The following is a 19757-nucleotide window of genomic DNA, read 5'->3' on the forward strand; positions in this document are numbered from 1 at the left end:
CGGCGCGCCCCCATGACACGCCGCGGCGGCGCCCGGCGGCAGGGTCGGAGGTCCCGGTCGGCGGGTCTCCGGGCCCATGGAGATCAGACCTCCTCGGTCTCCAGGTCCCCCGCCGCGCGCTGCGCCCAGCCCGCCACCACGACCGCCACGACCAGCGCGGCCAGGGCGCCGACGACCACGGACGCCGGCAGCTCCAGCAGCGCGTCGAGCAGGGCCACGGCCGCGGCGAGCAGCGGCCACCACCAGCCGCGCCGGACGTCCCCCGTCATCGCCGAAGCGGTGACGCTCGCGGCGACCAGGTAGACCGCCACCCCGCCGGCCACCAGCAACCGGGTCCCCGCCGGCACCTCGCCGGCCGCGGCCTCCTTGACCGCGAGCTCGAGGCCCGCGCCGACCGTGGCCAGCGCGAGCGTCAGCGGCAGGTGCCCGAAGACGTAGGCGTCGTGGGCGTGGGCGCCGTTGTGCTCCCCCGCCTCGCCCAGCAGTCGCTTGGCGCGGGCGCCGGCGAGGTCGAAGTAGCTCCACCACAGCGCGGCGGCGAGGACGAAGGCCAGCACCGCCACCGGCAGCGCCGAGCCCGACCAGCCGGCGTCGTACAGGCCGTGCGCGACCGCGGCGACCGGCTCGCCGAGCACGAGGATGACGAACAGTGCGAACCTCTCGGGCAGGTGCTCGACGTGCAGCGGCAGGTCGGCCGAGGACCGCGTCGCCAGCAGCGGGACCAGCGCCTCGGCCAGCACCGCGGCGGCCCACAGCGCGAACGCGGCCGGCCGGGGCACCGCGAGCGACACCGCCCAGAGCGCCGCGCCCGCGGCGGTCCCGGCCAGGTAGAGCCGGGTGATCGGCCGCGCGTCCGGCACGTGCCGGTGGGCGCGGTGGTACTGCAGGAGCAGCAGCGCGCGCAGCAGGAGCTGGCAGACGACGAAGACGGCGAACCGCTCGCCGGTCGCCTCTGACGCCGAGGCCGCCAGCCCGACGACGGCGGCCATGCTCCCGAGCTTGTAGAGGCGGTAGACGACGTCGTCGTGGTCGAAGCGGTTGGCGTAGAGCGTCGAGCTGACCCAGGACCACCAGACGGTCGTGAAGAGCCCGGCGAAGACGAGGAACCCGTGCAGGGTCACGTCCTCGCGCAGCGCGATCGCGAGCTCGGCGACCACCAGGACGAAGGCCAGGTCGAAGAACAGCTCGAGCCGCGAGGCGGACCGGTCGTCGTCCGTGCGCAGTGACGGCGGCCGGACGGCGTCCCGGCCGGGAAGGGCGCCGAGCAGTCGCCGGGCCGGTGCCTGGTCGGGCACGAGTCCCCCCCGGTGTGGCGTCAGGGCGCGGGGGCCGTGTCCTCGACCGGCGCCGACCGGCTCAGCTTGCGCCAGATCCAGCTCTGCGGCACCCGGCGCCCGGTGAGCAGGTAGTCGGCGACGCCGTCGATGAACATCGTCGCCTCCACCTCGCGGTGCACCGCGGCGCGGCCGGCGAACAGCAGCTCGTCGCCGGGGCGGAGCACCGTCCCGGGGTCGGGCGTCAGCACCGCGTCGTCGCCGCGCAGCAGCAGCAGCGGCACGGCCAGCAGGGTCTGGTCCCGGTCGGCCGGGTCGCGCAGCAGGTCGGCCAGCCTGAAGCACCCCTCGGCCAGCCGCGGGTGCAGCGCCGGCGCGTCCTCGGGGGTCAGGCGCACCTTCCACAGCGCCTCGAGGTGCGCGCCGCACGCGTCCAGCAGCCGCTCGACCACGCCGGCCGACCACTCGTCGCTCTGCCCGGGCAGCTCGCGCAGGAACCGCCACAGCAGCGGCGTGCTCAGCCGGGCGTAGGCGTCGTGCGCCACCACCTCGGTGGGTACCAGCAGCGCGTCGACGTCCATCGCGGCGAACAGGGCGGCGTCGGCCGGCTGGTTCTGCCGGGCGGCGACGAACAGGTGCGGGTTGGTGCGCCGCGCCTCGGCCACCAGCGAGAGGTTGGTGGTGTCGTTGTCGGTGCCGGCCACCAGCCCGACCGCCGTCCCCAGGTCGGTCCGCCGGATGACGTCGGGGTCCGCGGCGTCGCCCACCACGACGCCCTCGCCCGGGGTCGTGTCGACGACGGTGACCTCCAGCCCCTCGGCGCCCAGGTCCGCGGCGAAGTGCCGGCCGAAGCGCCCGTAACCGCACACCACCCACCGCCCCGGCGCGGGCGCCGAGCCCCGCGGCGGCAGCTCGGCGCCCGGCCCGCTCTCCAGCCAGGTCGTGAGCTGGTAGGACGCCGGGGTCCGCAGGGCCAGCCGCAGGTGGTCCCCGAACCGGTCGAAGGGGTTGATGATCGTCGGCGAGCCGAACCGGCTCATCCGATCGGCGACCGCGGACGACGTCGTGCGGGTGACCACCGGCAGCTCCGGGCGCAGCAGGGCGGCGGCCATGGTCACCGCGAGGTTGGCCTCGTCGTCGCCGGTCACGGCCAGCACGCCCTCGCACCACGGGTGCCCCAGCCCCGCGACGCCGAGCACGTGCGGGTCGCGCGCGTCGCCCACAACGCCGGGGACGTCGCGCCGGTGCGGCGCGATCTCCAGGGCGTCGATGCGGGCCTCGGCGATGTCGACGACGGAGAACCGGCGGCCCAGCGCGTCCAGCGACAGCGCGAGCGTCTCGCCGGCCTGCCCGTAGCCGCAGATGAGCAGGAACGGCTCGCGCAGCCGGGTCACCTTGCGCGACACGTGCCGCAGCGCCAGCGCCTGCCGGAAGGCGCGGTCCTGCACCAGCGCCAGCAGCGAGCCGACGGCGTAGGCCCACCCGACGACGGTCAGGTAGATCGCACCGGTCACCCACATCCGCTGCGCGTAGCTGAACGCGTACGGGATCTCGCCGAAGCCGATCGTGGTCGCGGTGTAGCTCATGACGTAGAAGGCGTCGAACAGGCTCAGCCGGGCCGGCTGCCCGTCCGCGTCCACGCCCGGCACCAGGGAGAGCCCGAGCACGCTGACGGCGAAGATGACGATCAGCGTGATCAGCGGCGCGCGCATCCGCCGGAGGACGGTGAACACCGTCGCCGAGCCCTCCGCGCGCGGCACCACCGGCGCCCGGCGGCGGACGCGCCGTCCACGGGTGGTGACGGGGGGCGGCGGCGCGGTCTCCACGGTGGGTCAGTGCCGCTGGAAGGACACGGTCTCGACGACGAGCAGCACCACCGAGACCACGTTGGCCAGCAGTGCCCCTCCCGACAGCGACACCATGCTCGCCGTCGTGTGCTCCGTGAGCCCCTCCGCGGAGACGTGCACCGCCCAGGCCCAGGTGATGGTGGCCGCGACCAGCTGCAGGTCGGCGACCAGGCTGGTGGCCAGGTGCACCGCGCCGATCTGCGTGCGGTCGCCGAACTTGAGCACCGTGGCGACGAGGCTGACCACCAGCGCGGCGAACAGCTCGTAGACGTTGTGCAGCGCGGGGTCGGAGATGTCGCCGATGAAGAAGCCGAAGTTCAGCGTGGCGGCGAGCAGCACGAAGAACCCGAAGACGACCTTCTCGAGGTTCACGCGGGAGCCCTCCTCTCGGCGCGGACGACGCTAACCGGATCGGGGCACGCGCACCTCCCGGAGTCGTACCGCACTGTCACCATCGCCGGGTGCTGCTCGCCGACGTGGTCGCCGCCTCCGCGGCCGTGGCCGCCACCCGCTCGCGCACCGCCAAGGCGCAGGCCATCGCCGGGGTGCTGCGCGCGGCCGGGCCGGACGAGGCGGGGCCGGTGGCCGCGTGGCTGGCCGGCGAGCTGCCGCAGGGCCGGGTCGGCGTCGGCTGGCGCACGCTGGCCCGGACCGCGCCGCCGGCCGCGGCCGCGCCGTCGCTGACCGTCGCCGCCGTCGACCGCACGCTCACCGCGCTGGCCGGCACGGCCGGCAGCGGCTCCGCCGCCCGCCGCGAGGCGCTGCTGACCGAGCTGCTCACCGCCGCCACCGCCGACGAGCAGCACCTGCTCGTCCGGCTGCTCGGCGGCGAGCTGCGGCAGGGCGCGCTGGAGGGCGTGGTGCTCGACGCGATCGCCGCCGCGGCCGGCGTCCCGGCAGCGGCGGTGCGGCGGGCGATGATGCTGGCCGGCCGGCTCGACGAGACCGCCGTCCTCGCCCTCGGCGGCGGGGAGGCCGCCCTGGCCGCGGTCGGGCTGCGGGTGGGCCGCCCGGTGCGGCCGATGCTGGCCAGCCCCGGCTCCTCCCTCGACGCCGCGCTCGCCGACCTCGGCCCCGCGGTCACCGTGGAGCACAAGCTCGACGGCGCCCGCATCCAGGTGCACCGCGACGGCGACGACGTCCGCGTCTGGACCCGCACCCTGCGCGAGGTCACCGGCGGCGTGCCGGAGCTGGTCGAGCGGGTGCGCGCGCTGCCGTGCCGCACCGCCGTCCTCGACGGCGAGACCCTGGCCCTCGACGACGACGGCCGCCCGCGCGCGTTCCAGGACACGATGAGCCGGTTCGGCAGCGACGGCGCCGACGCCGGGGTGCTGCTGAGCCCGTTCCTGTTCGACGTGCTGCACCTCGACGGCCGCGACCTGCTCGACGAGCCGCTCGACGTCCGCCTCGACGCGCTGGCCGGCCTGCTCGCCGACGACGCCCACGCGCCCCTGCGCATGCCCGGGGTGCGCCGGCCCACGCCCGAGCAGGCGGCCGACGTGCTCGACGCCGCCCTGTCCGCCGGCCACGAGGGGGTGGTGGTCAAGGCGCTGGACGCCCCGTACGCCGCCGGCCGGCGCGGCCGCGCGTGGCAGAAGGTCAAGCCGGTGCACACCCTCGACCTCGTCGTCCTCGCCGCCGAGTGGGGGTACGGCCGGCGCACCGGCACGCTGTCCAACATCTGGCTCGGCGCCCGCGACCCCGACGGCGGCGAGCCGGTGATGGTCGGCAAGACGTTCAAGGGCATGACCGACGAGCTGCTGGACTGGCAGACCCGCACCTTCCCCGCCCACGCCCGGGCCGAGCACCCGTGGGGCGTGGAGCTGCGGCCCGAGCTCGTCGTCGAGGTCGCGCTCGACGGCGCCCAGCGCAGCCCGCGCTACCCCGGCGGGCTGGCGCTGCGCTTCGCCCGGGTGCTCCGCTACCGGCCGGACAAGACCCCCGGCCAGGCCGACGACCTCGACGCGGTGCGCGCCCTGCTCGCCGGCGGCTGAGCCGTCCGAGCCGGCCGGCAGCCGGCCGCAAGGCGCCGTGCCGAGGCTGCCGGGCGTGACCCCGACCCGCGCCCTCCCCGTCCTGCTCACAGCCGGCGCCCTCGTGCTCGCCGGCTGCACCGCCGTCCCCGACGACCCCGCCGCCGCGGCCGCGCCCGCCGCGCTCGACGAGCTCCCCGGCACCGACCTCGGGCCGTCCCCCGACGGCACCCGGGGCGCCGCGGCCGGCACGTGCGGGGACGCGGAGGTGGTCGCGGTCCTCGTCGGGTGACCCGGGCCGGGTGGTTCACTGCACCGGTCGGTCGGGCGGACGGGGGCAGGGCGTGGCACAGCCGGTCGGCGGCGGTCCGGTCCCGGGTGGGCTGGTCGCCCTGCTCGACGTCGCGGAGGCCGGGCCCGGCCGGTTCCGCGGCGCCGCGCGCGGCGTGCCGGCCGACCGGGCGTTCGGCGGCGCGGTGGTCGCCCAGGCACTGCTCGCGGCCACGGCGACCGTCCCGGACGAGCGGGCGGTGCACTCGCTGCACGCCTACTTCGTCCGCGCCGGCGACCCGGCCGCGCCCACCGACCTGCAGGTCACCCGGGTGCGCGACGGCGGCAGCTACACCACCCGGGAGGTCGCCGCCGTCCAGCACGGGGAGACGGTCCTGGTGCTGACGGCGTCCTTCGCCCGGCCCGAGAGCGGCCCCGAGCACCAGGTGCCCACCCTGGACGCCCCGCCGCCGGAGTCGCTGGCCGCGCCGGCCGACGCGGCGGCCGGCGCGCCCGCCCCGGTCCTCGCGTGGCTGGCGTGGCTGGACGCCCGGCACCCGTTCGACTTCCGGTTCGACGGCGGGCCGCCCCGGGTCGCGGCCGGCCGGGGCGAGCCGGCGCCGCCGCGGCAGCGCTTCTGGTTCCGCTCGCGCGAGGCGCTGCCCGACGACCCGCGGCTGCACGCCTGCGCGCTCGCCTACGCCACCGACATGCTGCTGCTCGCCGTCGCGGTCGCCCCGCACGCGGCGGTCATCGGCGACCCCGGCCTGGTGACGGCGAGCCTCGACCACGCCGTCTGGTTCCACGGCCCGGCCCGCGCCGACACCTGGCTGTGCTTCGAGCAGGAGAGCGCCTGGTCCGCGGGCGGCCGCGCGCTGTGCTCCGGGCGGGTGTTCGACCGCGCGGGCCGGCTGGTGCTGACCGTCGTCCAGGAGGGCGTGCTCCGCCGGCGCCGGGACTGAGCGGCCCCCGGTGCGGGTGCCCGGGCGCGCGTCCCCCCGTCCGGGGGGAGCATCTGCTCTGATGGGAGCTACAGCGGTTCGCCACGCCCCCGCGGAGGTGCCGATGGCCGGCTGCCCGGCGAGCACCCCCGGGCTCACCCGACCGGGTGGGGATCCCGCGTCCGCCCTGTCGCGGCGGGCCGCCCCTGCCGATGGGGAGTCGTGACCAGTCTCGCCGTCCGTCCGGACGCCGGCGCCGTACCCGGGGGGTCCCCGCGGCCGCCGGACCCGCTCGCGGTCCTGCTCACGACGCTCGACGAGCTGGAGACCCTCACCCGCTTCGACTCCGAGGCGGCCGCGGAGCGCGCCGGGGCCGCCGCGGGCACCGCCCGCGAGCTCGGCCGTCCCGACCTCGAGCAGCGGGCGCGGCTGGTGGCCGCCGACCTGCTGCGGCGCCGCGGCTCGGTGGCCGAGGGCGGGCGGATCGCGCAGGAGGTGCACCGCTGGGCCACCGAGGCCCGGTCGCGGCACCTGCTCGCGCGCAGCTCCTTCGTCCTCACCGCGGTGTTCCAGGAGCTCGGCGACCTCGCCGGCGCGCTGGAGCACGCCGTGCAGGGCGTCGACCTGCTCGACGACGACGCGCTCCCCGCCCTGCGGGTCGACCACCTGGTCCGGCTGGCCGACGTCCTGGGCCTGTCCCGCGACCCCGCCGCCCCCGAGCGCTACGCCACCGTCCTCCGGCTGGCCGAGGACCTCGGCGACGTCGACCGCCAGCTGCGCATCCTCAACAACCGCGCCTACACCGACACCCTCGCCGGCCGGTTCGCCGACGCCCTGCACTTCAGCACCCGGCTGCAGGACCTGGCCGCCGCGCACGGCGTCCCGCTCGACGTCGGCCGGCTGGACACCGTCGCCCGGGCGCTCATGGGCCTGGACCGGCTGGACGAGGCCGAGGAGGCGCTGCTGCCGGGCCTGGTGCCGGAGGTGCTCGACAGCTCCCACGACGGCGATGCCGGGGCCGACTTCCTGCTCACCCTCGCCGAGGTGCAGCGCCGCCGCGGCGCCGTCGACGCGGCCCAGCGGACCCTCGACGAGTGCGTGCGCCGCTGCCGGCAGCACGGGCTGACGTCGATCCGGGTGCGCGCCCGCGCCGAGCAGGCCGAGCTGCACGCCGCCGCCGGAGACCACCGCGCCGCCTTCGAGGAGCACAAGCGCTACTGCGCCGAGCTCATGGAGCAGCAGTCCGCCCAGCGCGAGTCCCGCGCCCGCGCGCTGCAGGCCATGTACGAGACCACCGAGGCCCGCCGGCAGAGCCGCCGCTGGCGCGAGCTGTCCCTGCGCGACCCGCTCACCGGCCTGCACAACCGCCGGCACGTCGACGACGAGCTGCCCCGGCTGCTGGCCGACGGCGCGCTGGTGTGGGTGGCGCTGCTGGACCTGGACCACTTCAAGCGGGTCAACGACACCTGCTCGCACGCCGTCGGCGACGAGGTGCTGCGCACCGTCGCGGGGATCGTGCAGGACCTCCCGACGCCGGGCACCGGCTCGCTGGTCGCCCGCCTCGGCGGCGAGGAGTTCCTCGTCGTCCTCGCCGGCGCCGACGCCGCGGCCGCGGCCCGCCACCTGGAGGACGTCCGCAGCGCCGTGGCCGCCCACGCGTGGGGCCCGCTCACCGGGGACCTGCCGGTGACCGTGAGCATCGGCGCCGCCAGCACCAGCGAGGTCCCCGACCGGACGCCCGCGCAGCTGCTCGGCCGCGCCGACGCCCGCCTCTACCGCGCCAAGCGCGAGGGCCGCGACCGCGTCGTCGTCGCGGACTGATCGAGGACCCCCTTGCCCCCCGCCCCTGCAAGGGGGCCTGACGGGGCCGTGCGACGCGCTGCGTCGACCCACGCGGTCGACGCCGGACCGGCCGCGGGGCACGCTGCACGGGTGACCACCGACCCGGCGCCGATCAGCCGCTTCCCCGTCGCCGATTCCGCCGACCTGCCGCCGGACCTGGCCGAGCGCCACGCCGAGGTGCAGGAGAAGTCGGGGTTCCTGCCCAACGTCTTCGCGGCGCTGTCCTGGCGGCCGGCCGAGGAGCGGGCGTTCCTCGCGATGCACGACGCGCTGATGGACAAGGACACCCCGGGCCTGTCGACCGGCGAGCGCGAGCTGATCGTGGTCGCCACCAGTGCGGCCAACGACTGCGCGTACTGCGTGGTGGCGCACGGCGCGATCGCGCGCATCCGCACCCGCGACCCGTACCTCGCCGACCTGGTCGCCGTCGACTGGCGCAAGGCCCCGCTCGACGACCGGGTGCGCGCCGTCCTCGACGTCGCCGTCCGGCTGGCCACCGACCCCGCCGCGGTGACCGCCGCGGACCTCGACCGGCTGCGCGCGCACGGCCTGACCGAGGACGACGTCTGGGACGTGGGCGCGATCACCGCCTTCTTCGCGCTGTCCAACCGGCTCGCGCACTTCGCCGCGATCCCGCCCAACCCCGAGTTCCACCTCATGGGGCGACTCCCCCGGTGACCGCGGGCGGGCCGTCTACCGTGGGCCCGTGACCAGCGCGGACAGCGGGACCGACGACCCGTCGAGGATCGCCGACGCCGACTTCGACCGGCTGGTCGTCCTGGTCCGCACGCTGCTCGACGTCCCCACCGCCCTGGTGACCCTCGTGGAGCCCGGCCGCCAGGTGTTCCCCGGCGCGGTCGGCCTCCCGCCCGAGTGGCAGGCCCGCCGCGCCACCCCGCTGAGCCACTCGTTCTGCCAGTACGTGCGGGCCACCGCGCAGCCGCTGGTGGTCCGCGACGCCCGCGAGGTGGAGGTCCTGGCCGGCAGCCGGGCGATCGACGACCTCGGCGTGGTCGCCTACTGCGGCGTCCCGCTGACCGGCCCGGACGGCGACGTCGTCGGCGCGGTCTGCGCCATCGACTCCCGCCCCCGCGACTGGACCGACACCGACGTCGCCGTGCTCACACAGGTCGCCGGGCTGGCCGCCTCCGAGCTGCGGCTGCGCGCGCTGACCCGCGACGCCGAGACCGCCCGGCGGGCCGCGGAGCGGGTCGGCGAGCAGACCCGGCTGCTGCTGCGGTTCGCCGAGACGCTGGCCGACGCGGTCACCCTCGACGACGTCGCCGCGGCCGTGACCGGCGCCGCCGCCGAGGCGCTGGGCGCCTCGTGGACCTGCCTGGCCCTCGTCGACCCCGCGACCCGCCGGCTGCGGCTGGTCCCCGGCGCCCCGGACGACGCGGCGGGCATCCCGCTCGGCGCCGAGGTCCCGCCGGCGGTCGCGCTGGCCACCGGGCATGCGGTGTTCCTGCCCGACCCGGCCACCGCCGCCGAGCGGTTCCCGCACGCGCGGCCCCCGCGGCCGGCCGGGGCGTCGGCGCACCTGCCGCTGCCGGTCGCCGGCGCGCTGCCGGGCACGCTCGGCCTGGCCTGGGACGAGCCCCGCCGGTTCGGCCCGGTCGAGCAGGCCCTGGTGCTGGCCCTGGCGCAGTACACCGCCCAGGCCGTCGCCCGCGCGGTGCTGCTGGCCCGGCAGGAGTCGGTGGCCACCACCCTGCAGCGCGCGCTGCTCGGCGCGCTGCCCGCCCCGGCCGGGCTGGAGCTGGCCGCCCGCTACCTGCCCAGCAGCGCCGGCGCGCAGGTCGGCGGCGACTGGTGGGACGCCTTCGACGACTCCGACGGCGCCACGGTGCTGGTCATCGGCGACGTCAACGGCCACGACGTCGCCGCCGCGGCCACCATGGGCCAGCTGCGGGCGATGCTGCGCGGTTTCGCCTTCGAGGGCGGCGAGCCGCCGGCGCGGGCGCTGGACCGGCTCGACGCCGCCGTCGCCGGCCTGCGCACCGGCGCCCTCGCCACCGCGCTGGTCAGCCGGGTCGACCTCGGCGACGACGGCGGCCGGGTCCTGTCCTGGAGCAACGCCGGGCACCCGCCGCCGCTGCTGCGGCACGCCGACGGCCGGGTCGAGGTGCTCGCCTCCACCCCGGACCTGCTCGTGGGCCTGGACCCGACCCGGGCGCGGGGCACCCACCGGATCGCCCTGGAGCCGGGCAGCACGGTGCTGCTCTACACCGACGGCCTGGTCGAGCGCCGGCGCACCGACCTCGACGACGGCATCGCCCAGCTCACCGCCGCGGTCGCCGCGGACGGCGCCGGCTCGCTGGACGACCTGCTCGACCGGCTGCTCGAGGGCGTGCGCGGCTCCACCGACGACGACGTCGCGCTGCTCGCCGTCCGCGTGCGGTGACCGCGGTCGGGCGTCCGCGACCCCGCCGCGCCGCCGGGTGACCGGGAACGCCGAGGGGCCCGCGCCGGACCCACCCGACCGGGGCGGGCAGGATCGGCGCCGTGCCCGCCCCCGGTACCCCCCTCGCCCGGCTCGGCTTCCTCACCATCGGCCTGTTCGACCCCGCTGACCCGGCCGCGGGCCACGAGACGACGCTGCGGACGGTCGAGCTCGGCGAGCGGCTGGGCTTCGACAGCGCCTGGCTGCGCCACCGGCACCTCCAGTACGGCATCTCCTCGCCGGTCGCCGTCCTCGCCGCGGCCACGCAACGGACACGGCGGATCGAGCTCGGCACCGCGGTCACCCCGCTCGGCTGGGAGAACCCGCTGCGGCTGGCCGAGGACCTCGCCACCGTCGACGTCCTCTCCGGCGGCCGGCTCAACCCCGGGGTGAGCGTCGGCCCGCCGATGCACTGGGACGACGTCAAGGGCGCGCTCTACCCGGACACCGCCGACGTCGAGGACTTCTCCTACGCCCGGGTGGAGCGGCTGCTGCGGCTGGTCGCCGGGGAGCCCGCGGCGTCGTTCGCGGGGCGCGAGGGCGTCGTCGAGGAGTGGTCGGACCGGGTGCAGCCGCACTCCCCCGGCCTGCGCGACCGGCTCTGGTACGGCGGGGCGAGCACCCGCTCCGCGCAGTGGGCCGGGCAGGCGGGCATGCACCTCCTCACCAGCAGCGTGGTCCGCGCCGAGGGCGGCTCCACCGACTTCGCCGCGATCCAGGCCGACCAGGTGCGCGCCTTCCGCGAGGCCGACCCCGGCGGGCGGGTGTCGCAGGGCCTGGTCGTCATCCCGACCGACAGCGCGACCGCCGAGCAGCGGGAGCGGTACGCCGCCTACGTCGAGGCCCGCAGCCCCCGGGTGGGGACCCCCCAGGGCCCGGGGCGGCTGCTGTTCGCCCCCGACCTGCTCGGCACCTCCGAGCAGATCGCGGAGGCGCTGTACGCGCACGCAGGCTTCCGCGAGGTCACCGAGGTGGTGTTCGCGCTGCCGTTCAGCCTCACCGAGGACGACTACCGGCAGATCCTCACCGACACCGCCGAGCGCCTCGGCCCGCTGCTCGGCTGGTCCCCGGCCGCCTGAGCGCTCAGCGCGGCACGGACACCGACCACGCGGCCGGGGTCAGCCGCCAGGTGCGCGCGCCGGCCGGTGGCAGCAGGTCGCCGTCGGCGTCGAGGCCGGCCGGCTCGCCGGACACGGTGACCTCCCGCCCGCGCACGACGACGACGTCGTCGCGGCCGGGGTGCCGCCCGGCGAGCAGCGCGACGGCGAACGCGGCCCGCGCGGCGGGGCCGGTGGCCGCGCTGACCACGACGTCGGCCAGGCCGTCGCCGGGGTCGGCGCCGGGCGCGAGCGCCGTCCCGCCGCCGATCGTGGGCCCGTTGCAGACGCCGACCATCAGCAGCGGCGTCCCCCCGTCGGCCGCCCAGCCGGCGGGCGCGCGGACGACGGCGCCGTCGACGGTCACCCGCAGCCGGTGCTCCGCGCCGGCGATGCCGGCGACCGCGGCCCCGACGGGGTAGGCCAGCACGCCGAGCCGCTCCTTGAGCCCCGCGGCCTCGTCGGCGGCGAGGACGCCGATCCCGGCGTGCGCCGCGTTGACCACCACGCCCCCGGCGTCGTCGCGCAGCAGGTCCAGCGGGCGCGGGGCGCCGTCGAGGACGCACCGCGCCGCGGCGGCCGGGTCGTCGGGCAGCCCGAGCGCGCCGGCCAGGTCGTTGCCGGTGCCCAGCGGCACGACGCCGAGCGGGTCGGCGGGGTCGAGGGCGCCGGCGCGGTCCAGCGCGGCGACGACCGCGTGCACCGAGCCGTCGCCGCCGGCGACGACCAGCCGGCGCCCGTCCCGCCCGGCGAGCACCCGGTCGAGGTCGCCGGCGTCCGCGGTCGCCGCGACCTCGACGTCGGCGCCGGCGCGCAGCACCTCCAGCGCCGGGTCCAGCCCGTCGGCGCTCCCCGCCGACCCGTTCACCACCAGCAGCAGCCGCACGGGGAGCACCCTCCCAGCCCGCGCGGGGCCCGGCCGCCCGCGGGCAGGATCGGCACCGTGACGAGTGACGCCGACGCCGTGGTCGCGGGCCTGCGCTCCCGCGGCAGCCTGAAGTGGACCCGCTACCCCGACGCGCTGGGCGCCTGGGTGGCCGAGTCCGACCTGGGCACCGCGCCCGCGGTCACCGCCGCGCTGCACGACGCCGTCGCCCGCGGGCTGTTCGGCTACCTGCCCGACTGGCTCGCCGACGACATGGCACGGGCGACCGCCGGCTTCCTGCGCGACCGGCACGGCTGGGAGGTGCCGCCGGAGCGGGTCCGGCCGATGGCCGACGTGCTGGCGGGGCTGTCCGCGGCGATCACCCACCTGTCCCGCCCGGGCTCGCCGGTGGTCCTGCCCACCCCGGCCTACATGCCCTTCCTGGAGGTGCCGCCCGCGCTGGGCCGGGAGGTGCTCGAGGTGCCGATGGCCCGCGACGGCGACCGGTTCGTCTACGACCTCGACGCGCTCGACGCCGCCTTCCGGGCCGGCGGGCACCTGCTGGTGCTGTGCAACCCGCACAACCCGATCGGCCGGGTGCTCGAGCCCGCGGAGATGCTCGCCGTCGCCGAGGTGGTCGACCGGCACGGCGGCCGGGTGTTCTCCGACGAGGTGCACGCGCCGCTGGTCTTCCCCGGCTCCCGGCACGTGCCCTACGCGTCGCTGTCGGACACCACCGCCGCGCACACCCTCACCGCCACCAGCGCGTCCAAGGCGTGGGACCTCGCCGGCCTCAAGTGCGCGCAGCTGCTGCTCTCCAACGACGTCGACGCGCAGCTGTGGGCGCGGGTCGGGCACGAGGTGGAGCACGGCTGCTCGACGCTCGGCGCCGTCGCCAACACCGCCGCCTACCGGGACGGCGTCGGCTGGCTGGAGGAGACGATCGCCGTCCTCGACCGGCACCGCCGGCTGCTCGCCGACCTGGTCGCCTCGCACCTGCCCGGCGTCCGGTACCGCCCGCCGGAGGGCACCTACCTGGCCTGGCTGGAGGGCCTCCCGGCCGACGCCCCCGGCGACCTGCTGCTCGAACGGGCCGGCGTGGCGGTGGTCGACGGCGCGCGCTGCGGCGAGGCCGGGCGCGGCGCGGTGCGGCTCAACCTGGCCACCCCGGAGCCGGTGCTCACCGCGATCGTCGAGCGGATGGCGGGCGTGCTGCGCTGACCGGTCCCCTCAGTTCCGCGCGACGCGGTAGACCCGGTACTCGACCGCCGGCCCGACCAGCACGCGCCCCTCGGCGACGAACAGCGTCTGGTTCACCCAGGCATATCGCTCGTCGCCGGTCTCGAGGCGCGGGGTGGTGAAGAAGTACTGGTCCCCGAAGTCCGTCGAGGCCCCGCCGCCCATGATGGCGAGGATCGCCGGGGTCAGTTCCATCAGGCCCGGGTACTGGGCATAGATGTAGGCGCCGTCCACCGTCTGAATCGTGGCCCGCACGTCCAGGCGGCCGAAACCATCCGGGCCCACCAGCAGCCAGTCGGCACCCGCGCCGACGAGCCGACCCTTGAGGCGTTCGCCGTGGACCTCGCCGCCGGTGATCGTCGCCTCCATGCGATTACCGAAGGGACCCGGCCCGACCGGATGCGGCTCGAGATCGGCGTGGTACTCGAACTCCGGGACCAGTTGTGGCATGGCGTCCCTCCCCCGGGACGAGGGCGGGCGGGAACCCGCCGGGGGGCGGACGGTCCGCCGCCACGACCGGACGGTCAAGGAACCCGCGCGCGCCCGGGCGTTCCGGACACAGCGCGTGCAGGCGGACTTCCGGCTGCGTCAACTGCGGGTGTCGGCCTCCACCGCCTCGAACGCCTTGCGGGCGGCGATGAGCACCGGGTCCCACACCGGCGCGAACGGCGGCGCGTAGGACAGGTCCAGGGACAGGACCTCGTCGACGGTCATCTCGTTCCAGATGCAGATGGCCAGCGCGTCGATCCGCTTGGCCGCGCCCTCCTCGCCGACCACCTGGGCACCGAGCAGCCGGCCGCTGCGCCGCTCGGCGATCATCTTGACCCGGATCGGGGACGCTCCGGGGAAGTAGCCGGCCTTGGTGGTCGAGTCGACGGCGGCGGTGACGAACGCGTAGCCGGCGTCCTCGGCCTCCCGCTCCGACAGCCCGGTGCGCGCGGCCTCGACCGTGCAGATCTTGGTGATCGCCGTCCCGATGACGCCGGGGAAGGTGGCGTAGCCGCCGCCGATGTTGATCCCGGCCACCCGGCCCTGCTTGTTCGCGTGCGTGCCGAGCGCGACGACGACCCGCTGCCGGGACAGCCGGTGCACCGACTCCACGCAGTCGCCGGCCGCCCACACCCCGGACACCTGGGTGCGCATCCGCTGGTCGACGGCGACGCCGCCGGAGGTGCCGAGCGGGATGCCCGACTCCTGCGCCAGCCGCACGTTCGGCCGCACCCCGAGGCCGAGGACGACGAGGTCGGCGGGCAGCTCGCGGCCGCTCTCGGTGACCACCGCGCGCGCCCGCCCGTCGCGGCCGACGTCGATGCCCGCGACGCCGTCGCACAGGACCAGGTCGACGCCCTCGCTGCGGACGCCGTCGGCGATGAACCGGCCGACGTCGGGGTCGAAGGTGCCCACCGGGGTGGCCGACTTGTCGACGACGGTGACCTCGAGCCCGCGCACCCGGCACGCCTCGGCGATCTCCAGCCCGATGTAGCCGCCGCCGACGACGACGACCGTCCGCACGCGCCCGCTGTCGAGCTCGGCGCGCAGCGCGACGCCGTCGTCGAGCACCTGGACGCCGTAGACGCCCTGCGCGTCGATGCCCTCGACCGGCGGGCGCATCGGCACGCTGCCGGTGGCGTAGACCAGGTCGTCGTAGGGCTCGGTGCCCTCGGTGCCGGCGTCGAGGTCGCGCCAGTGGACGACGCCCTTGTCGGTGTCGATGCCGACGACCTCGGTGCGCGTGCGGACGTCGATGCCGGCCGCCCGGTGCTGCTCGGGCGTGCGGGTGACCAGCTGCGCCTCGCTGGCGACGGTGCCGGAGATCCAGTACGGGATGCCGCAGGCGGAGTAGGAGGTCGCGCGGCCGCGCTCGAACATCACGACGTCGAGGTCTGGCTGCCGCTTCCTGGCCTGGGACGCCGCGCTGCCGCCGGCGGCGTCCCCTCCGATGACGACGAGACGACGGGTGCTCACCCCGGCAGGCTAGGACTCAACGGTCCTCCAGGCTCACCGCGACGGTGGCGGCGAGCTCGCGGACCGCCTCGAGGTCGTCCTTCGTCGGCGCGCCGGTGAGCGACAGCGGTGCCGCGACCTGCTTCCACCGCAGCGCGCCGGTGATCGTGCCGATGGCCCGGAGCGCGCCGGCCGTGTCGTCGCCGCCGTGCACCCAGACGCCGAAGGGCAGCCCGACGGTGGCGTCCAGGCACGGGTAGTAGACGGTGTCGAAGAAGTGCTTGAGCGCGCCGCTCATGTAGCCGATGTTGGCCGGGGTGCCGAGCAGGACGCCGTCGGCGGCGAGCAGGTCCGCGGCCCCGGCCGACAGCGCCGGCCGCTCGACCAGCTCGGCCTCCTCGACCATCGCCACCCCCTCGCGGGCCGCCTCGAGCACCGCCTGCAGGTTCGGCGAGGGCGTGTGGTGGACGACGAGCAGCCGCGGCATGCCGCCATCCTCCGCTGTCGAGGTGCGCACCGCGGGCGGCTGCCCCACGATCTGCGCTGGTGGGAGGGGGATGCGCGTGCCCGCCGGGTCGTGTCGGACGTGCCGGACGAAGGAGTCCCCCGCCGTGAGTTCCTACCGCTACAAGTCCAGCGAGCCCGTCGCCGTCGCCGCGCTCGACACGTGGGCGACCTTCTCGGAGCGGGGCCCTGACGACGTTCGTCCGGACCTTCGACGACACCCCTCGCCCGACCGGCCGTGACGCCGCACGTCGACCTGCGGCGGTCTCCGGCGGCTCGAGACCGCAGCAGGTCGACACCCGGCGCGCGCGTGACCGCCGCGGCGGGGGTGCTCGGCGTCGGCCCACGGCGGGACCGCCGCTGCGGGGGCGGACCGCCCGCGGCCGACGCCGGGTCCGGCAGGATCGCCGCCATGGCGGACAACCCCCGGATCGGGCCCATCGAGCGGACCACGAAGCGGTCCTGGGACGAGTGGCTCCGCTTCCTGGACTCCGTCGGCGCGCGGGACCTCGACCACCAGGCGATCGCGCTGCACGTCTACGAGGAGCTCGGCGACGGCTTCGAGCAGCGCGGCTGGTGGACCCAGTCGGTGACGGTCGCCTACGAGCACCACATCGGCCGCCGCGTCCCCGGCCAGCGCTCCGACGGCTCCTTCCAGACCAGCGTCAGCCGGGCCACGCCGCTCGGCATGACCGAGCTCATGGAGCGCTGGCTCGCGTTCGCCGACGGTGACGCGGCCGTGCAGGAGGTCGTCGCCGGCGGGGACCTCAGGGTCAGCGGCACCGACCGGCGCATCACCTGGCGGACGAGGGCGGCCGACGGCTCCTCCGTCGTCGTCACCAGCGAGCCGAAGAGGAACGGGACGGCGTCGCTCGTGGCGACCCAGATGGGCCTGCCCACCCTCGAGGCCAACGAGGCGGCCCGCGCGCGGTGGGCGGGGATCGTCGAGCGGTTCCTGGCGGGCGCGCAGCCGGGACGCTGACCCGCGGTCGGTCACCGCCGCGGCCCGCGCGCTCCCCCGTCGCCGGCCCGCCCGCCCTGCACGAGGAACGAGACGCCCAGCCCCAGGAGGACGAGCAGCTCCAGGGCCGCCGTCCACCACTCCGCGGCGTCGTCCCCGACGACGAGCTGGACGACGGCGAGTGCGGCCAGCACCAGCCAGCCGGCGGCGAGGGCGTACGACAGGCGCGGTGACCGGGGCCTGCTGCGCGTGGACGGGGACCGCTGTGAACCACCGACGGGTGCGTTCATGTAGCGACCCTAGGGACGCCCGGCCCGGTTCAGGGGTGTTTCCGCCCGCGGCCGGGACACCCCTCCACGCGGCACGCAACCGCTACCCTCCCGCCGCCATCGGCGCGGTGAACGGAGGGACGTGGGCCTCAGGATCGGCACGGGGGTGCTGGCGGCGCTGGTCGTCGGCGCGGCCCTCGGCGCGGTCAGCCGCGCGCTCATGTCCCTGGTCAGCCTCGCGGCCACCGGGTCGAGCACGTTCTCGTGGAGCGGGACGTCCTTCGTCCTGCTGCTCTACGTGCTGGTCGCGCTCCCGGGCGGCGCGGTGGCGGGGCTGACGGTGCACCGCCTGCGGTGGCTGCTGCCGGTCGCCGGGGCGCTGTTCCTCTGCCTGCCGGCCGTCGGGGTGGCCGCGGCGGAGGTCGGTTCGACGACCGGGTTCGGCGCCCTCCAGTGGCTCGGCGTCGTGGGCTCCGGCTCCGCCGTGTTCGCCACCATCGGCCTGCTCCCCCTCCTCACCGTCCGGCTGACCGACCGGTGGCTCGGCCGCCGCCGCACCCCCGCCGGCAGAGGGCCCGTGACCGCGGCCGAGGACACCGCACCGGCGGCTGCCACCCCCTGAGCTCGTTGTCGGCACTAGCGTGGCGCGATGGCCATCGAGGTCCACCCGGCGACGCGGGAGCGGTTCGACGACGTCGCGACGGTGCTCGGCCCGCGGAACCCCGACGCGAACGTCTGCTGGTGCCTGAGCCACCGGCTCGACTCGCGGACCAACCGCGAGCTCGTCGGTCCCGCCCGGCGGGAGTACGTCCGCGAGCTGACCGGGCGCCCGGTCGCGCCGGGGGTGCTCGCCTACGACGACGGCGAGGTGGCCGGCTGGGCCGCGGTCGCGCCGCGGGCGGAGCTGCCCTTCGAGCGGTCGCGGAGGATCCCGCACGTCGACGACCTGCCGGTGTGGTCGCTGTGGTGCGTGCGCGTGCGTCCGGGCCACCGCGGGAAGGGCATCGCGCACGCGCTCCTGCAGGGGGCGGTCGGGTACGCGGCGGCGAACGGCGCCCCCGCCGTCGAGGGCTATCCCGCCGACAGCGGGGACGAGCGGGTCGACACGACCATGGCCTACGTCGGCACGCGGCGGATGTTCGAGGCGGCCGGCTTCACCAAGGCCGCGGACACCGACGCCGTCGCCGGCGGGTTCCCCCGCGTCCTCGTGCGCCGCGCCCTCCCCTGAGCCGGGTCGTCACCGGTCGTCACGGCCCGTCGACGAGCGGGCGGCCCACGCCGAGCGCGACCGCCGGCGTGCGCGGGACGTCGTCCGGCGTCCACGGGCGCACGAGGCTGGCCCCAGGAGCGACGGGCACGGGACCGGCTGTCAGGAGTGGGCGATGACCAGGGTGGCGATCGTGACCGGAGGCGCCTCGGGGATCGGGCGGGCGTTGGGTGCGGCGCTGGTGCGCCGGGGTGACCAGGTGGTCCTCGCGGACGTCGAGGGTGCGGCCGCGACCGAGGCCGCCGGGGAACTCACGGCCCTCGGCCCGGGGACGGCGTCGGGGGTGGCCCTGGACGTGCGGGACGCGACCGCGGTCGAGGCGCTGGTGACCGGCACCGCGGCGCGGCACGGCCGGCTGGACCTGCTGTTCAACAACGCCGGAGTGGCCTGGGGCGGCCCCGTGGAGGAGCTGTCCCTCGCCCACTGGGACCGGATCGTCGACGTCAACCTGCGCGGCGTCGTCCACGGCGTGCAGGCCGCCTACCCCCTGATGCTGCGGCAGGGGTCCGGGCACATCGTCAACACCGCGTCCCTGGCCGGGTTGCTGCCGATGCCCGGCAACGTCCCGTACGGCACGACGAAGTGGGCGGTGGTCGGCCTGTCGCTGTCCCTCCGCACCGCGGCGGCGCCTCTGGGCGTGCGGGTCAGCGTGGTGTGTCCGGGCGCCGTGGACACCCCGCTGCTGGACCAGCGGACACCGGCGGACCTCCCGCGCGTCCCCACCGCGGAGGCCATCGACGTCCGCGCGGCGCTGACCCGGGCCAGCGGGGGCCGCCTGTACGGCGCCGACGCGCTGGCCGCCGACGTGCTGCGCGGGGTGGACCGCAACCGGGCGGTCGTCGTCGCCCCCCGGCAGGCGCGGGTCATGTGGCGGCTGATGCGCCTGTCGCCGTCCCTGGTGATGCGCCTCGAGCAGGGGATGATGGCCCGCGAGATGGCTGCCCTGTCGGCCCCGGCCGCGGCGGTGCCGACGCCGAGGACGGAGCCCGCCGAGGACGTCCGCACCTCCGGCTGACAGGAC

Annotated in this window: 20 protein-coding genes; 12 read left to right on the forward strand and 8 right to left on the reverse strand. The window is 76.9% G+C overall.

All coding sequences use genetic code 11. The annotated features are described in order from the left end of the window. Positions 1–83 precede the first annotated feature (83 nt). The 3 genes from ACI8AA_RS03670 to ACI8AA_RS03680 are packed head-to-tail and all read right to left on the reverse strand — an operon-like array spanning position 84 to position 3493. On the reverse strand, positions 84–1295 hold the full coding sequence (locus tag ACI8AA_RS03670; RefSeq protein ID WP_457043167.1) for a low temperature requirement protein A: 1212 nt from the start codon (positions 1293–1295) through the stop codon (positions 84–86). A 20-nt stretch (positions 1296–1315) separates the two neighbouring features. Continuing rightward, positions 1316–3100, reverse strand: a complete 1785-nt coding sequence (locus tag ACI8AA_RS03675; RefSeq protein ID WP_457043168.1) for a potassium channel family protein — start codon at positions 3098–3100, stop codon at positions 1316–1318. A gap of 6 nt (positions 3101–3106) precedes the next feature. Then, entirely contained in the window at positions 3107–3493 is a 387-nt protein-coding gene (locus ACI8AA_RS03680; RefSeq protein WP_457043169.1) for a DUF6394 family protein, read from the reverse strand. Positions 3494–3582: 89 nt separating this feature from the next. Here ACI8AA_RS03680 and ACI8AA_RS03685 point away from each other — a divergent pair, with 89 nt between their 5' ends. The 7 genes from ACI8AA_RS03685 to ACI8AA_RS03715 all read left to right on the forward strand — a co-directional run bounded on the left by ACI8AA_RS03685 (position 3583) and on the right by ACI8AA_RS03715 (position 11669). Beyond that, positions 3583–5115: an ATP-dependent DNA ligase gene (locus ACI8AA_RS03685; RefSeq protein ID WP_457043170.1), complete on the forward strand. Its 1533-nt coding sequence runs from the start codon at positions 3583–3585 to the stop codon at positions 5113–5115. Between the two features lie 55 nt (positions 5116–5170). Further along, entirely contained in the window at positions 5171–5386 is a 216-nt protein-coding gene (locus ACI8AA_RS03690) for a hypothetical protein (protein ID WP_457043171.1), read from the forward strand. A 52-nt stretch (positions 5387–5438) separates the two neighbouring features. Beyond that, the gene (locus tag ACI8AA_RS03695; RefSeq protein WP_457043172.1) at positions 5439–6326 is read left to right on the forward strand and encodes an acyl-CoA thioesterase; all 888 of its coding nucleotides are present in this window, start codon (positions 5439–5441) and stop codon (positions 6324–6326) included. Positions 6327–6527: 201 nt separating this feature from the next. Beyond that, positions 6528–8126 carry a GGDEF domain-containing protein gene (locus ACI8AA_RS03700; RefSeq protein ID WP_457043173.1) on the forward strand — a complete coding sequence of 533 codons (1599 nt, stop codon included), beginning with the start codon at positions 6528–6530 and terminating at the stop codon, positions 8124–8126. A 111-nt stretch (positions 8127–8237) separates the two neighbouring features. After that, positions 8238–8825, forward strand: coding sequence for a peroxidase-related enzyme (locus ACI8AA_RS03705; RefSeq protein WP_457043174.1), 588 nt, complete (start codon positions 8238–8240; stop codon positions 8823–8825). A 28-nt stretch (positions 8826–8853) separates the two neighbouring features. After that, positions 8854–10551 carry a GAF domain-containing SpoIIE family protein phosphatase gene (locus ACI8AA_RS03710; RefSeq protein WP_457043175.1) on the forward strand — a complete coding sequence of 566 codons (1698 nt, stop codon included), beginning with the start codon at positions 8854–8856 and terminating at the stop codon, positions 10549–10551. 101 nt (positions 10552–10652) lie between these two features. Next, positions 10653–11669: an LLM class flavin-dependent oxidoreductase gene (locus tag ACI8AA_RS03715; protein WP_457043176.1), complete on the forward strand. Its 1017-nt coding sequence runs from the start codon at positions 10653–10655 to the stop codon at positions 11667–11669. A 4-nt stretch (positions 11670–11673) separates the two neighbouring features. Here the strand turns inward: ACI8AA_RS03715 and ACI8AA_RS03720 are convergent, their stop codons facing one another. Further along, positions 11674–12573, reverse strand: a complete 900-nt coding sequence (locus tag ACI8AA_RS03720) for a diacylglycerol/lipid kinase family protein (protein WP_457043177.1) — start codon at positions 12571–12573, stop codon at positions 11674–11676. A gap of 57 nt (positions 12574–12630) precedes the next feature. On the opposite strand from ACI8AA_RS03720, the gene ACI8AA_RS03725 reads away from it, so the two are divergent. After that, on the forward strand, positions 12631–13773 hold the full coding sequence (locus ACI8AA_RS03725) for a MalY/PatB family protein (RefSeq protein WP_457043178.1): 1143 nt from the start codon (positions 12631–12633) through the stop codon (positions 13771–13773). Between the two features lie 9 nt (positions 13774–13782). On the opposite strand, the gene ACI8AA_RS03730 is transcribed toward ACI8AA_RS03725, so the two are convergent. The 3 genes from ACI8AA_RS03730 to ACI8AA_RS03740 form a co-directional block, all read right to left on the reverse strand. Beyond that, on the reverse strand, positions 13783–14241 hold the full coding sequence (locus ACI8AA_RS03730) for a DUF3237 domain-containing protein (RefSeq protein WP_457043179.1): 459 nt from the start codon (positions 14239–14241) through the stop codon (positions 13783–13785). Positions 14242–14379: 138 nt separating this feature from the next. Then, complete coding sequence (locus tag ACI8AA_RS03735; protein ID WP_457043180.1) at positions 14380–15756, reverse strand: FAD-dependent oxidoreductase; 1377 nt, start codon at positions 15754–15756, stop codon at positions 14380–14382. 16 nt (positions 15757–15772) lie between these two features. Further along, entirely contained in the window at positions 15773–16222 is a 450-nt protein-coding gene (locus tag ACI8AA_RS03740) for a flavodoxin family protein (protein ID WP_457043181.1), read from the reverse strand. A 429-nt stretch (positions 16223–16651) separates the two neighbouring features. On the opposite strand from ACI8AA_RS03740, the gene ACI8AA_RS03745 reads away from it, so the two are divergent. Continuing rightward, positions 16652–17221, forward strand: coding sequence for a hypothetical protein (locus ACI8AA_RS03745; protein WP_457043182.1), 570 nt, complete (start codon positions 16652–16654; stop codon positions 17219–17221). 11 nt (positions 17222–17232) lie between these two features. On the opposite strand, the gene ACI8AA_RS03750 is transcribed toward ACI8AA_RS03745, so the two are convergent. Next, complete coding sequence (locus ACI8AA_RS03750; protein ID WP_457043183.1) at positions 17233–17490, reverse strand: hypothetical protein; 258 nt, start codon at positions 17488–17490, stop codon at positions 17233–17235. A 121-nt stretch (positions 17491–17611) separates the two neighbouring features. Here ACI8AA_RS03750 and ACI8AA_RS03755 point away from each other — a divergent pair, with 121 nt between their 5' ends. The 3 genes from ACI8AA_RS03755 (at position 17612) to ACI8AA_RS03765 (ending at position 19751) form a co-directional block, all read left to right on the forward strand. Further along, entirely contained in the window at positions 17612–18091 is a 480-nt protein-coding gene (locus ACI8AA_RS03755; RefSeq protein WP_457043184.1) for a hypothetical protein, read from the forward strand. A gap of 27 nt (positions 18092–18118) precedes the next feature. Next, positions 18119–18697, forward strand: coding sequence for a GNAT family N-acetyltransferase (locus ACI8AA_RS03760; protein ID WP_457043185.1), 579 nt, complete (start codon positions 18119–18121; stop codon positions 18695–18697). A 154-nt stretch (positions 18698–18851) separates the two neighbouring features. Further along, a complete protein-coding gene (locus tag ACI8AA_RS03765; protein WP_457043186.1) occupies positions 18852–19751 on the forward strand; it encodes an SDR family NAD(P)-dependent oxidoreductase in 900 nt (299 codons plus the stop codon). Positions 19752–19757: the final 6 nt, after the last annotated feature.

This window comes from Geodermatophilus sp. SYSU D01180 (assembly GCF_054050415.1).

Bases quoted from the DNA above. Each gene is read 5' to 3' on its own strand.
- ACI8AA_RS03745 (WP_457043182.1), top strand. From the start codon at position 16,652: ATGGCGGACAACCCCCGGATCGGGCCCATCGAGCGGACCACGAAGCGG.
- ACI8AA_RS03740 (WP_457043181.1), bottom strand. From the start codon at position 16,222: ATGCCGCGGCTGCTCGTCGTCCACCACACGCCCTCGCCGAACCTGCAG.
- ACI8AA_RS03750 (WP_457043183.1), bottom strand. From the start codon at position 17,490: ATGAACGCACCCGTCGGTGGTTCACAGCGGTCCCCGTCCACGCGCAGC.
- ACI8AA_RS03730 (WP_457043179.1), bottom strand. From the start codon at position 14,241: ATGCCACAACTGGTCCCGGAGTTCGAGTACCACGCCGATCTCGAGCCG.
- ACI8AA_RS03760 (WP_457043185.1), top strand. From the start codon at position 18,119: ATGGCCATCGAGGTCCACCCGGCGACGCGGGAGCGGTTCGACGACGTC.
- ACI8AA_RS03765 (WP_457043186.1), top strand. From the start codon at position 18,852: ATGACCAGGGTGGCGATCGTGACCGGAGGCGCCTCGGGGATCGGGCGG.